General features: G+C 64.7%; 7 protein-coding genes and 1 CRISPR repeat array. Of the genes, 2 read left to right on the top strand and 5 right to left on the bottom strand.

Annotation, left to right across the window (positions count from 1 at the left end; genetic code table 11):
- Nucleotides 1-271 precede the first annotated feature (271 nt).
- Entirely contained in the window at nt 272-1666 is a 1395-nt protein-coding gene (locus P2T57_RS11260; protein WP_276299304.1) for an ATP-binding protein, read from the bottom strand.
- Between the two features lie 105 nt (nt 1667-1771).
- A complete protein-coding gene (locus tag P2T57_RS11255; RefSeq protein WP_276299303.1) occupies nt 1772-3562 on the bottom strand; it encodes a flippase activity-associated protein Agl23 in 1791 nt (596 codons plus the stop codon).
- Nucleotides 3563-4193: 631 nt separating this feature from the next.
- On the opposite strand from P2T57_RS11255, the gene P2T57_RS11250 reads away from it, so the two are divergent.
- Nucleotides 4194-5339 carry a thiolase family protein gene (locus P2T57_RS11250; protein WP_276299302.1) on the top strand — a complete coding sequence of 382 codons (1146 nt, stop codon included), beginning with the start codon at nt 4194-4196 and terminating at the stop codon, nt 5337-5339.
- Between the two features lie 27 nt (nt 5340-5366).
- Nucleotides 5367-6005: direct repeats of the CRISPR family, unit length 38 nt; unit sequence GTTTCAATCCCGATGTGGGTTTTCTGGGTTCTGCGACA.
- A 153-nt stretch (nt 6006-6158) separates the two neighbouring features.
- Here the strand turns inward: P2T57_RS11250 and P2T57_RS11245 are convergent.
- Nucleotides 6159-8027: an NAD-binding protein gene (locus tag P2T57_RS11245; protein WP_276299301.1), complete on the bottom strand. Its 1869-nt coding sequence runs from the start codon at nt 8025-8027 to the stop codon at nt 6159-6161.
- A gap of 143 nt (nt 8028-8170) precedes the next feature.
- Here P2T57_RS11245 and P2T57_RS11240 point away from each other — a divergent pair, with 143 nt between their 5' ends.
- Complete coding sequence (locus P2T57_RS11240) at nt 8171-10411, top strand: N-6 DNA methylase (RefSeq protein WP_276299300.1); 2241 nt, start codon at nt 8171-8173, stop codon at nt 10409-10411.
- Nucleotides 10412-10428: 17 nt separating this feature from the next.
- Here the strand turns inward: P2T57_RS11240 and P2T57_RS11235 are convergent, their stop codons facing one another.
- Both P2T57_RS11235 and P2T57_RS11230 read right to left on the bottom strand, forming a co-directional pair.
- A complete protein-coding gene (locus tag P2T57_RS11235) occupies nt 10429-12411 on the bottom strand; it encodes an AMP-dependent synthetase/ligase (protein ID WP_276299299.1) in 1983 nt (660 codons plus the stop codon).
- A 63-nt stretch (nt 12412-12474) separates the two neighbouring features.
- Entirely contained in the window at nt 12475-13716 is a 1242-nt protein-coding gene (locus P2T57_RS11230; RefSeq protein ID WP_276299298.1) for a Gfo/Idh/MocA family protein, read from the bottom strand.
- Between the last annotated feature and the right edge of the window lie 17 nt (nt 13717-13733).

Genomic DNA, 13733 nt, shown 5'->3' with positions numbered 1-13733 from the left:
GGTCACGTTTCTCGTTCTCAGGAATATCGCTGTCTACATGCTCTCGAAGGCGTCGAGTTCCGACGTGCAGTAGCGCGGGTCTCGCGTCCCGAAGAAACAATTTCAATTCTTTTTCGGTTATATTTCTATGTCCGAGGGACTATATGCCAAAAGTGAAAGACGCAAGCCCGTTCGGCAGTCCTCGTCCGAACCAGGATGGGGTAGTTACAGTCAGCTGAAAGCTGTGGCCGTCACAAGAAGGCAGGAGAGAAGCGTCGGGGAAAGAGACTCCTTAGTGGTCGTGCGAATGCCCGCCGTCGGCACTCGCACCGCTCGACCCCGAAATGTCCCCGCCGGCCACCAGCGCGTCGTGGTCGCCCTCTATCATGTCCATGTCCTTGAGGTGGTCGCGCTCCTCGAAGTCCTTGATTGCTTCCACGAAGTCCTCCTGAGTGAGGGCGGTGCGCTCCTCGGTCAGGGCGTCGAGGACGGCCTCGCGGAGGACCATCCGGAGGTCGCTCCCGGTCAGGCCCTCGGTCTCCTCGGCCAACTCGTCGGGATTGAAGTCCACGATGTCCATCGGCCGGGTGATGAGTCGCAGGATGTCCGAGCGCATCTGTACGTCCGGCTTGGGGAAGTTGACGATTTCGTCGAATCGCCGCCACGCCGCGGCGTCGAGTTGGTCGGGGTGGTTCGTGGCCCCGATGAGGAGAACGTCGTCCTGAATCAGACTGATGTTGTCGATGGACTTCAGCAGGGTGTTGACCGCGCGCTTGATGGCGGCGTGTTCGTCGCTGGCGCGGGTCTTGGCCACGAAGTCGAACTCGTCCATGAACAGGATGCAGGGCGAGAGCCGTTTCGCCACCTCGAAGACCTTCTCGACGTTCTTGGCGGTCTCGCCGAGGTACTGGCTGGTAATCATCGAGAGTTTGACCTCCACGAACGGCAAATCGAGGTCGTAGGCCAGCGCCCGAGCGGTCGAAGTCTTGCCGGTCCCCGGCGGGCCGACGAACAGGAGTTTCCCGATTTCCCGCAGGCCGATTTGAGCCAGATACTCCCGGTGTTCGATGGCCTTGACGATTTTGTGAATCTCGGCCTCTTGGTCGTCGGTCAGCACGAGGTCGTCCAGCGTGGTCTCGATTTCCTCGGGCGCTCGGATGTCCACGAGGTCCAGCATCTCCTCTTCCTCCTCGTCGGCGAAGTACTCCGAGAGGAGGCCGTCTATCCACGCTCGGTCGGCCTGCACCGGCCGGTTGGCGTTTCTGGCTGACTCGTAGTCCGCGCCATCTACCTCGTCCTCGTAGGCGTAGGCCAGCACGGGATTGTGGATGACGCGCTGTTCACCGCGTTCGAGAAACCACTCCTCGGCCATGTCCGCTTGGGTGAGTTCCAGCGCGCCGGAGAACTCGTCGCGGTCGGAGAACATTAGCCCCGAGATGGCGCTCCACGGGTTCTCGACCCCGGTCGCTCGGCGCGTGGTCTCGATGGTCGGCCGAATCGGTCGTTCGATTCCCAGCGGCGACTCGTCGCTTCCGGGCCGGTCCGGGGCCGACGACTCGCCGGTTCCGTCGGGCCAGAACACCTGTCGGTAGCGCGGGGGAAGGTCGTTCTCGTCTAGTTCTCGGTTGTCGTTGTAGAGGCTCGCGGTGAGCAGAAACTCGACGACGTCCAGTGCCGCGTCGCTCATTCCCCGGAGTTTTGACGCCAAAGGTGCTTAAGCGCGTCGAAGGCGTCGTGACTCCCGACGTTCCGGGTTTCGGGGTTCGAGACGCCGAAATTCGAGGACCGCGGTCTACTCCGTCGTCGCGTTCTCGTCCACGTAGACGACCGCGCTACTGATGACGCACCCGCTGTCGTGGAGGTATCGCTGGACCTCGTGGCGCTCGTAACCGGCCATGTACTCGTCTATGTCCTCGGCGTTGTCGTAGTCCTTCGAACAGGAGTTGGCGTCGCCGAGCGCGATGACGACCGGCGGCTTGTCACCGCCCTGTAATTTTTCGGCCTGCTTCACGCTGTTCGTCTCAGCGCCGAAGGTCTCCATGTACCACGCGAACGGGAGTCTGGCGAACCAGCCATTCCCGGCCGGCGGTGCCGCGTGCGACGACGAGTCCGCGGCGTAGAGGTTGTCGCCGTCGAAGTTGGGGTCGTCACCGTAGTACAGTACGTCGGTGCCGTCGTTCGATTCGACCACCTCCCGGACCTCGCCCAGCAGGGGCTTCATCTCCGAGGACGACTGGGCGTACTGGACCAACTCGTTATCGTCGCTCTGGGAGTTGAGGTAGGAAGTTCCGACCGCGGTCGCACCGACCTGCCCGACCACGACCAGTAGGACCAGCATGGCGGCGGTGGCAGAGATGGCATCACCCTCCGAGATGCTTTCGAGGCCGAGGCGGGCCACCAGCGCGAGGCCGACCGCCGCCGGAACCACGAGCGGGACGATGACGTGGATGACCTCCCACGGGAAGGGGTTGTCCACGATGACGGGGTAGCCGAGGAAGCTGGCGAAGCCCCAGTAGGCCGCGAACGCCACGGCGTCGCGGGGTCGCTCGTCGGTGTAGCGGTCCACGACGAACCCGAGGACGGCGAACGCGAGCAGGACGATTGCGCCCGACTCGAACACCGGCCAGAGCGATTCCAGCGTCGAGAGGTACGAACTCTCGTTGCCGCTTCCCCACTGGCCGAGGAACTTGTCCCACGAACCGAAGGTGGCTTCGTGGGCGACTGCCGGGAGCAGGGTCGGGTCGCCCAGCGCCTCGTAGAGGCCGGGCGTGTCGTTGCCGGGCAGGCGGTCGGTGTTCCGGGGCGCGTAGAAGAACACCACGATGGCGAAAAAGAGGAACACCGACGCCGAGAGGTGTTCGGCCCATCGCCACGCGCCGACGGCAGTCGTCCGAACGCGCTCCCACGCGACGGCCAGCAGGCCCCGCTCGCCCGCTCGCTGGACGAACAGCCGGTGGTCCCACAGCAGGGCCGCGGCCCCGAGCCAACAGACCGGGTAGACCAGCGCGTTCTCCTTCGTAGTGAAGGCCAGCGCGAAAATTGCTGTCCCGGCGTAGAGGTAGGCCGGGCGCTCGCTGTCGTAGGCCCGGACGAACAGGCCGAACGCGACCAGCATCAGGCCCGCCAGCAGGATGTCGTTGCGGTAGAACCGCGAGTAGTAGAGCAGGACTGGGTTGAACGCCAGCAGGAGCGCCATCGTGACGACCTCCGAATCTCGCAGTCGCTGGCGGAACAGCAGGGCGGACAGGGGAAGCAGGCCGCCGATGAGCGCGACGACGAGGCGCATCGTGAAGTCCGAGGCCCCGAACAGGCCGAACAGGTGGCCATCCACGATAGTCAGGAAGGGACCGTGAACGATGGGTCGGTACTCGTAGACTCCGTTCTCCATGAAGCGGTACGCCCAGTAGGCGACGCGGGCCTCGTCTTGGTGGGCGACCCGGTGGCCGAGTTGGACGAACCGGGCCACCAGCGCGACCAGCGTGACCCCGAGGACGACCAACTGGGTCCGTGAGGCGTAACCGGTCAGGGTCTCGCGGGCGTCGGCGGTCGGCCGAGAGGTCTCGGTTTCAGTTTTCGATGCCATGAGTCGGCGAGCGATGGAGGTGAGTCGGTCTGCGGGCGACGCGGGCGGCGGAAATCATTATGGAACTATTGCTGTGGGTTCGGACAAATAGTTTCTGGACCAACGCGTCGATACGCGGTGCATCGGAGAGTCGAGGATGGGTGCGTTCATTTTCTCGGACGAGGGTTCGTCTTCGGGCGCTCGCCGTTTCAGTCCACCGTTGACGGGTGCGCTACTGTCGAAGCCGCTGTTCGGCGTGTGATGGCGCGACGCTCTCGTGCGTCGCGCCGCGCGAGGGAGTCGGCCGCCCTGCGCGGCCGACGAGGTTGGGGAGGTGTGAGGTTCGCGGTAGCGGTGCAGTTGCGGTAAACGCCTCGGCTTCGGCAGTAGCTAGCTTCCACTCGACACCCGCGTTCGTTCCCTGCCAGCAGACTCACCTCTCTCCTCTCTCGGTTCATCGACTTGTCCGTCTCGACCGGACCGCCAAGCCGATACACGACTCGTCTACCGACTGGCAGAGAGAAATAAAAACAAATACGAAGAAAATAACGAAACTGCTTAAAGAATTACGTAGATATTCTTCACGGAAACTCCCCGCCACGGGACGCGAGTTCTACCGTCATTTAAGAGCGTAGAGGCACGACAAGTGAGCATGGGAGACGACACCACTCCAGTCATCGCTAAGGCCATCCGAACGCCGCAGGGCAAGCAGGACGGCGCGTTCGCCGATACCCGAAGCGAGGACCTCTCGATTCCGCTCATCGACACCATCTTGGACGAGACGGGTCTCACCGGCAACCACGTGGACGACCTGATGTGGGGCGTCGCACAACAGCGCGACGAGCAGGACAACAACGTGGCGCGCGTCATCGCTCTGCTGTCGGACCTCGGCGAGGAGGTCCCCGCCGCTTCGATTAACCGGTGGTGTGCCTCCTCGATGCAGGCGGTCATCAGCGCGAGTGACGCCATCCGGGCGGGCCAGCGAGACGTCATCATCGCGGGCGGCGTCGAGAACATGTCCCGCGTGCCGATGGGCGGCGGCTATCAGGGCCGGTCCATCCACCCGCGGATGTCCGAGGAGTACAACCTCCCCGGCCTCCAGATGGGGATGACCGCCGAGAAGGTCGCCGAGGAGTACGAAGTCAGCAGGGAGGCCCAAGACGAGTACGCCGCGCGGAGTCACCACCGCGCCGCCGAGGCTACCGAGTCGGGGCGCTTCGACGACGAAATCGTCCCCATCGAGACCGACGAGGGCGTCGTGGAGACGGACGAGGGCATCCGGCCCGGTACCGACGTAGAGACCCTCGCGGGCCTCCCCTCGGTGTTCGTCGGCGACGGGACGGTCACAGCGGGTAACTCCAGCGGCATCGCAGACGGCGCGGCCGCCACGCTGGTCACGAGCAAGGCGTTCGCCGAGGACCACGGCCTCGACATCATGGCCGAAGTCGGCGACAACAACGTCGCCGGAGTGGACCCGAGCGTGATGGGTATCGGTCCGGTTCCGGCGACCGAGGGCCTGCTCGAACGCACCGGCGAGTCCATTGAGGAGTTCGACCTCGTGGAACTCAACGAGGCGTTCGCAAGCCAGACCGTCTACGCCAAGAACGAACTCGGCGTCCCGGACGAGAAGTTCAACGTCAACGGCGGTGCAATCGCCATCGGCCACCCGCTCGGGGCCTCCGGCGCTCGACTCCCCGTCACGCTGGTCAACGAGATGCAGAAGCGCGACGCCGAGAAGGGCCTCGCCACGCTCTGCGTCGGTTTCGGACAGGGTGCGGCGATTACCTTCGAGCGATAGAGCAAGACCGGTGCGGTTGCGGTTTTTGTTTCAATTCCGGTGTGGGTTTTCTGGGTTCTGCGACTCTCGTTCGGCCGGGGCGACACCGAGGACCCGGACAAGTTTCAATCCCGATGTGGGTTTTCTGGGTTCTGCGACACAGCAGGGCGACTGTCCGCCCGGCTACTCGTGGAGTCCCGGTCATTGGTTTCAATCCCGATGTGGGTTTTCTGGGTTCTGCGACCGCCGTCGGGCGTCATGTCTACCGCTTCGATTGTTTTCGTTTCAATCCCGATGTGGGTTTTCTGGGTTCTGCGACATACTTGTCGGCCCACTCCCGACGGTTATCTGGCCGGAGTTTCAATCCCGATGTGGGTTTTCTGGGTTCTGCGACAACGGTCAATCCGGGGATTGGGAGTTGATTAGGTCGTTTCAATCCCGATGTGGGTTTTCTGGGTTCTGCGACACCGCCTCGATGACGTGGAGCGTGCCGTCGAGGCCGGAGAGTTTCAATCCCGATGTGGGTTTTCTGGGTTCTGCGACAACCCGAAGGCCAACCTTCCGACCCACCGCGTCACACGTTTCAATCCCGATGTGGGTTTTCTGGGTTCTGTGACATGGGGGTTCGGTATCTGTCTCGGCCTCTCGCGTTTCAATCCCGATGTGGGTTTTCTGGGTTCTGTGACAGGGGGTGAAAATCCGCCCACAGACTCAATAAAGTTTTCTCCTGCGGTCGCTCGGCACCCGTGCTTCGTGGACCGGGGCTGTACACGGGCTTTAAAAAGGTCCACGAAGTGGTTTCGGTTCAACCGACCCGGCGGGTCCGAGGAGTCCCCGTCGTCAGGCCCGCGGGTGGCACCGACTGATGGCCTGCCGGACGGCCTCCTTCCGGCCGAGGAAGGTGATGTGGTCGCCGTGCTGGAGGGTGAAGTCCTCCTCGGGGACCTCGGTGTCGCCGTCCCGGCCGACCAGCGCGATGAGGACGCCGTTCGGGAGTTCGGTGTCTAACTCCTCGATGGTCTTGCCCACGAGGTCCTCGGCCGTGACCTCGATTTCCTGCACGTCGCCGGACCGGCCGAGTTCGGTCATCCAGTTCGAGAGCGCCGGGCGTTCGATAACGTTGTCGATGGCCCACGCCGTCGCCATCGACGAGGAGATAGTCCGAACGCCGAGGTCCTCGAAGGCGTCCACGTTGTCGGGGTTGTTGGCCCGTGCGATGATGGTCTCGGCGTCGAACTTCGAGTCGGCGAGTTGCGAGACAAGCAGGTTGGCGTCGTCGTCGCCGGTCGCGGCCACGACGATTTTGGCGTTGTCAGCGCCGGCTTTTCGCAGGACCTCGGTATCGGTCCCGTCGCCTTTGTGAACAGTGAAGCCCTCGTTGCGGGCTAGCTCTACCATCTCGGTGGTCTTCTCGATGATGACCACGTTCTCACCACGGTCTTCGAGGCGTTCGGCGAGCGCACGGCCCACCTTCCCGCCTCCGATTACGAGTACACGCATTGGTATCACGTCCAGATATTCGGCGATGTGTCGGGCGAATCCGCCCTCGAACACCACGGTTGCGAGGATGACGAGGAAGACGGTCCCGACCAGTACGTTCGCGGCGGCGTTCATTCCGGCGTTCTGCAGTTGGACCGCGAACAGGGTGGCGACCGACGCGGGGATGATACCCCGCGGACCGACCGCGCTCATGAAGAATCGCTCGCCGACGGTGTAGCGGTCGCCGGTCGTCGAGAGCAGGACGCCCACCGGTCGGATGAGGACCGCGACGGCGACCACGACTGCCAGACCGCCGAGGCCGAGCGCCAGCAGGTCCTCGAACTCCAACAGCGCCGCCAGCGCGATGAAGACGAACGACAGCACCAGCAGGGTGATGTCGCCCTTGAACGCCTCGATGTCGTCCTTGTAGGGCAGGTCCGCGTTTCCGAGAAGAATGCCCGAGGTCGCAACCGCCGCGATGCCGGCCTCGGTGGCCAGCGTGTTCGCACCGCCGAACGCAACGAGTGCCCCGGCGAGCGTGATGAGGCGGGCGTTCTGTGGCGCGTTGGCCGGCGAAAGGTCCACGTACCGCAACAGGTACCAGACGACCCCAGCGACCACGATGCCGACGAAGACGCCGATGCCGAGTCGCCGGGCGAAGTCGGTGATGACCTTGTTGACCGTCGGGTCTTCGAGGACGACGACCTCGAACGTCACGACCGCCAGAATCGCGGCGGTCACGTCGTTGACGACGCCCTCGGTTTCGAGCGCGATGGCCACCCGGTCTCGGACCGGGACGACCTCCAGAATCGGCGTGATGACCGTCGGACCGGTCGCAACCAGTAGCGACCCGACGAGCATCGACACGTCCCACGGCTGGTTCAGCGCGAACCGGACCACGACTGCGGTCCCGACCAGCGCGATGACGGCACCTAAGGTGATGAGCTTGATCGTCGCCGAGGGGGCCTCGCGCAACTTCTCGATGGTGAGGTGAAACGCGCCCTCGAAGACGATGATGGCGACCGAGAGGCCGACGATGGCCGACAGCGCGCCACCGAACGACTCCGCGGTGATGACCTGTAACCCCTCTGGACCGACGAGGATACCAGCGAAGATGAGAAACAGCACGCTGGGCACTTGAAAGCGGTCGGCTAAGACCTGCGCTCCGACACCGAGGCCAATGATTGCGGCGACTATCGGGACGAGACTTGCGCCACTTCCGGCTGCCACTCTGTGTAACCTCCTATCGGTGTAAAGTGGAGATGGGGGTTTAAACTGGTCGGTACCGTCCGGAGAACAGGGTTTGCGTGGATTTATGCTGAAGGACCGAACCGGCACTTAAATAACCCGACCGACCCACCGTTACAGCCAGCATGAGCGACCGCGGGAATTTCGGGCGTCAGCGCGACGAGCGCCGCGTCTTCGACGAGAACGACGCCTTCGAGGAGTTGGGCCGCGGGAGCGCGACCTACGAGGCCTACACAGAGACTGCGCGCGACCTGCTGGCGGCCGACGCGCGATTCGGGGCGGTCCGCGACGAGTGGGAGCGGTTCTTCGAGACAAGCCACGGCGAGGTTCTCGCCGACGTGGACGCCGAAAATCCGCGGAATCTGCTGTTCGTGGACGCGCTCTACTACGATTTCGTCGTGGACCGACTCGTCGCGTTCGCCGAACGCGAGTTCGATTTCGCGCTCGCCAACCGGGAGACCAACGCGAACACCGACGCCCTGCGGTTCGGCTTTCGGGAGTTGCACGCTCGGGTGGCCGATACAGCAGACCTCGCCGACCCGCTCCCCGACGAACTCACCGCGGCCGACCTCCGGACAGCAGGCACCGATTTCCTCCGGACTCTCTACGAGAGCGTCGTCTCGCGCGAACTCCGACTGGCCCTCGGCGAGTACTACACTCCTCGCGGCGTCGCCGAACTCGCGGTGGACGCCCTTGACGTTGCCCGCCCCGAGCGAGCCACCTTCCTCGACCCCGGATGCGGGTCGGGGGTGTTCCTCTCGGTCTGCATCGACCGAAAAATCGCCGCGATGCGGGGCGACCGCTCGGCCGCCCAAATCGTGGACGCAATCACCGATTCGGTGGTCGGCATCGACCTCAACCCGGTCGCGGTCAAGAGCGCGAAACTGAACTACCTGCTGTCGCTGGCTCCCGCCCTCGAAGCCGCCGACATCGACCGCGTGGAACTCCCGGTGTTTCTCACCGACGCGCTCGGACTGGCCCACGACGACCCCATCTCCTTCGCGGGCGGGACCTTCGACCCGACCGCCGACTACCTCGTCGGGAACCCGCCGTGGATTCCGTGGAGTCGCCTCTCGGAGACCGTCAAATCCCGGTGGCGCGAGACCTACGCCGAGGACGACGACATGAACCTCCTCCCCCACGAGGGATTGGACTCCCGACTCGGCCACGCCAACGACGACATCTCCCTGCCCTTCGTCTGGGTCTGCATCGACCGCTACCTGACCGAGGAGGGCAAAGCGAGTTTCGTCCTCAAGCGCGACGTGACCAAGGGTCCCGCAGGGAAACTCCTCCGGACGCTCGAAGTCGGCGACCGGTCGCTCGCCCTCGAGACGATTCACGACTTCAATCACCTCCGGCCCTTCGGCGAGCAGGTCGGCGCGAACGCCGCGATTTACGCGCTCCGGGCCGACGCCGAGAACTCCTTTCCGGTCGATGCAATGTCGTGGACCACCCGAGGAGACACCGCCGACTTCGCCACCGCCGAGGCCATGCGCGACACCCTCGCCACCGAGGCGGTCGGCGTGGTCCCGGTGGACAGCGACGATGGCTCCTCGGCGTGGATACGCGAGGACGCCGAACGCGCCGCTCTCGGGGAGTGCGCCCACGAGATTCGCCACGGCGTGAAAGACGACGCCCAAGACGTGTTCTCGATTGCCCGCGACGAGGTGGCCGACCTCGAAGACGACCTGATTTTTCCCTACCTCAAGTCGCGCCACATCGTCAAGTACGGCCTGTTCGGTCACGACCGCAGACTGGTGCCCCTCCGGAAGGCAAACGACGACAACGAACGGGAGTTGCAGAATCAGTACCCGAAAACCTACCAGTACCTCGAAAACCACCGCGAGGCCCTCGAAGACCGGTCGTCGTCGTGGCTCGACAAGGGACCGTTCTACAACGTCTTCGGTCTCGGCGAGTACACGTGGCGCGACTACAAGGTGGTGTGGTGCCGACTCGGGTTCAAGCCTCACTTCGCGGTCGTCTCGACCGTCGAGGACGACGATTTGGGCGAGAAACAGGTCGTCCCCGGCGACCACTGCATGTTCGTCGGCACCGACTCGGAGGCCGAGGCCCACTTCCTCTGCGCCCTGCTGAACTCGGCGGTCTACCAGCGGTCGCTCGACGGCGTGGCCTCCGAGGGGAAAGCCAGCCTCTCGAAGACGGTGGTCTCGCGCCTCGAACTCCCCGAATGGGAGGAGTCGGAACGCCAGCGCCGACTCGCCGACCTCTCGATGCAGGCCCACGAAATCGTCCCCGAACACACCGACACCTCGAAACGGGCCTACAACAAGCAGACGATTCCCGAGTTGGAAGCCGTGCAGGCCGAAATCGACAGTCTCGTGGAGAATCTAGTCGCCCGAAATTAGCGCCGGTGGCCGACCGACTACGCGGTCTCGTACTCCCGCTCGTAAATCTCGTCTATCTGGTCGGCGAATCGGTCGAGAATGTTCCGACGCTTCTTTTTCATCGTCGGAGTAAGCAAATTGTTGTCCTCGGTGAACTTCTCGCCGACAACCCGGAACTGCTTGATTTTCTCGTGGGACTCGAATCGCTGGTTGACTTCCGCGACTTCCTCGTCCATCCACTCCCGGACCGTCTCGTGGTTGGTGAGTTCCCGATTACCGTCGGGCAGGTCGATGCCCTCCCGGTCGGCGCGCTTGCGGACTTCCTCGAAGTTCGGGACCACGAGCGCCGAGACAAACTTGTGGCCATCGCCGACCACGACGACCTGCTCGACAAGGTTGCTGGCGGCGAAGGCGTCCTCGATGGGTCCGGGCGCGACGTTCTTCCCGGTCGAGAGGACCAACAACTCCTTGGCGCGCTCCTCGAACGCGATGTAGCCGTCGGGCCGGAGTTCCACGATGTCGCCGGTCCGGAACCACCGCTTGCCGTCCTCCTCGGTGAACGCCTGTTCGGTCTCGTCGGGCATCTCCCAGTAGCCGTCGGTCACTTGGGGTCCCCGCACGAGGAGTTCGCCGACTTCGCCCTCGGTGTCGTCGAAGATTTCCTGCGAGACGGTCGAGCTATCGACTCTGACCTCGGCGTCCGTGACCGGCGGGCCGATGGTGCCGACTTTCGGCTCCTCGGGCGGATTGACCGAGATGACGGGCGAGGTTTCGGTCAGGCCGTAGCCCTCCAGAATCGGCAGGCCCATCCCGTGATAGAGCGCACAGAGGTCGGCCGAGAGGCTCCCGCCGCCCGAGATGAAGAAGTCGATGTTGCCCCCGAGTCCGTCGCGGACCTTCCGGAAGACGAGTTTGTCGGCGACGGCGCGCTTGGCCCGGAGCGCCGCCCCCGGACTCTCGGCCTCGAAGTACTCCCGGCCGACCTCGGTGGCCCACTCGAACAGGCGTTCGGAGACCGGCGACGACTCGGCCTGCTCGCGGATGGCGTCGTACATCCGTTCGTAGACTCGCGGCACGCTGGTTCCCGTCGTCGGTTGGACCTGCTGGAAGTCCTCCTGAATCGTCTCGGGATTTTCGGCGTAGGCCACGGTCGCACCGGCCGCGAACATCAGGAAGTGGCCCGCGAGGCGCTCGAAGACGTGGGCGAGGGGGAGGAACGAGACGGTGCTGGACTCCTCGCTGATGGTCGGCAGGTCGCCCTTGTCGGGCCGAGGACCGAACCGCTTGTAGCACTGGTTGACGTTCGACCGGAAGTTCCAGTGTGTCAGTCTGACGCCCTTGGGTTGCCCGGTGGTGCCCGAGGTGTAGATGAGCGTCGCCAAGTCCTCCGGGTCGCGGGCGTCGAGCCACGACTCGTACGCCTCGCGGTCGAAGGCCTCGCTCCCGCGCTCGTAGAGTTCGCCGAGCGTCAGGACCTCGAAGTCGGCGTCGGCGGCAGTCGCCTCGCCTTCTCCGCCGAGTTCGTCCATCACGACCGCGAATTCGAGGTCGAGCGAGTCCTGTACCGACACCACCCTATCGAGCAGTTCGGCGCTCTCCACCACCACGCCGTCGGCGTCGGGGTCGCCCAGCAGATACTCGACCTGATTCGGCGACGACCCGCGGTAGACCGTCGTTACGACCGCGCCCGCTGACAGCAGGCCGAAGTCCGCCTGCGCCCACTCCATCCGGGTGTCGGCGAAGATACCCACGCGGTCGTCGGCCTCGACGCCCAACTCGCGGAACCCGGCCGAAAGCGACCGAACGATGTCGCGCATCTCGGTGTACGACAGCGCCCGAAACTGGCCGTCGGCCGCCGGGACGAACGCCGACCCCGCGAGCGACCGGTCGTAGACGCCGCCCTTGTACTGCTGGGCCGGCCGGTTCTCGTGGCGGGCCGCGCTCTCCTCGAACAGTCGCGGTATCGTGGACCGACCGACCACCTCGTCTTCGTACGCCCGTTCGGCGTCACGCCATTCCATACCGTCTTATCAGAACCCGACGACATTAAGCTACTGCCGAACTTGCGGGGCGTTCAACCTCGTTTATTCGGTCTCGTCCGAGGTTATCTCCTCGCGCGCGACCTCTCGGCCCAGTTCGGCCGAGCGATAGATTCCCTCGATGACTGCCATCGACTCCAGCGCGAGGTCGGCGGTCGGTAGGGGATTGGCGCGACCCAGCAGGCCCTCGACCCAGTGATAGAGCGGGTCGGCCCAGATGCCGGCTTTGAACGCCTGCCGGCCGCGCTCGCCGTCGAGGTACTGCTGGCGAAACAGGTACTCCTCCAAGTCGGCGCTGGCGCGCATCTCCACGTCGCCCGCCGTCGAGAAGAACTCGAAGGGGTCGAGGCGGACTCCTCCGGCGGTGCCGACCACGGCGCTCGACTCGTCGTCGAGGTAGCGCGACCAACTGGTCTTGACCGAGAGGACCGACCCGTCATCGAAGGTGACGAACGCCGTCGCCACGTCCTCTACGTCGTATCCGGACTCCTCGATTCGGTCGGCGTACTCCGGATTTTCGGCCTCGGCGGCGCGCTCGGGGGCGGTCTGGAAGGTCTGGCCCCGGACGCGCTCGACGGTCGGTGGGCCGGCGGACGAGTCGCCGTCGGCCGAGTCCATCAGGTAGAGGAGTTGCCCAATCGTGTAACTCCCCAAGTCGAGGACCACCCCGCCGCCCGCCGAGTCCTCGCGGACGAAGGCCGGAGCGCCGTACCCGTCGATGTAGGGGGTTCCCCGGCGGCGCGCGCCGAGTCGGACCTCCTCGGGATTTCCGTCGCCCGAGAAGGAGAATCCCGGCGACCGGGCCGCGATGCCGTGGTAGATTTGGCCGAGTTCGCCCGCGTCAGCGAGCGCCTTGGCCGCTCTGGTCTCGGTGGTGTAGAGCAGTTGGTTCTGGACCCCGAGTCGGTTGCCGGTCCGGTCGCCAGCGTCGACCATCCGGCGGGCGTCGGCGTAGCTTCCGGCCATCGGCTTCTCGCAGAAGACGTGCGCGCCGGCCTCCAATGCGTCCACCGCGATGTCGGCGTGGAGGGTCGCGTGGACGCAGACGTTCACCGCGTCGAGGTCGGCCGATTCGAGCATCTCGGCGTGGGTCGGGTAGCTTTCGGCACCGTACTCGTCGGCGAGCGCTCGGGCCTTCGGTTCGTCCACGTCGGCGACCGCTGAGATTTCCGCGCCCGGAATCCGGTCGTAGCGCGCCGCGTGGTTCCGACCGCGGTTGCCAGCGCCCACGAGGCCGATTCGGACTGGTTCGGTGACGTTCGCGTCGGTAGTAGATTCCGCTCCCATCAGAATCAGGGAATTCG

Source organism: Halorussus lipolyticus (assembly GCF_029338375.1).
Lineage (GTDB): Archaea > Halobacteriota > Halobacteria > Halobacteriales > Haladaptataceae > Halorussus > Halorussus lipolyticus.
This window is presented reverse-complemented; position numbering and strand designations above follow the sequence as displayed.

Excerpts from the sequence above, each read along its gene's own strand:
- P2T57_RS11260 (WP_276299304.1), bottom strand. The coding sequence starts at position 1,666 with ATGAGCGACGCGGCACTGGACGTCGTCGAGTTTCTGCTCACCGCGAGC.
- P2T57_RS11255 (WP_276299303.1), bottom strand. The coding sequence starts at position 3,562 with ATGGCATCGAAAACTGAAACCGAGACCTCTCGGCCGACCGCCGACGCC.
- P2T57_RS11250 (WP_276299302.1), top strand. The coding sequence starts at position 4,194 with ATGGGAGACGACACCACTCCAGTCATCGCTAAGGCCATCCGAACGCCG.
- P2T57_RS11240 (WP_276299300.1), top strand. The coding sequence starts at position 8,171 with ATGAGCGACCGCGGGAATTTCGGGCGTCAGCGCGACGAGCGCCGCGTC.
- P2T57_RS11235 (WP_276299299.1), bottom strand. The coding sequence starts at position 12,411 with ATGGAATGGCGTGACGCCGAACGGGCGTACGAAGACGAGGTGGTCGGT.
- P2T57_RS11230 (WP_276299298.1), bottom strand. The coding sequence starts at position 13,716 with ATGGGAGCGGAATCTACTACCGACGCGAACGTCACCGAACCAGTCCGA.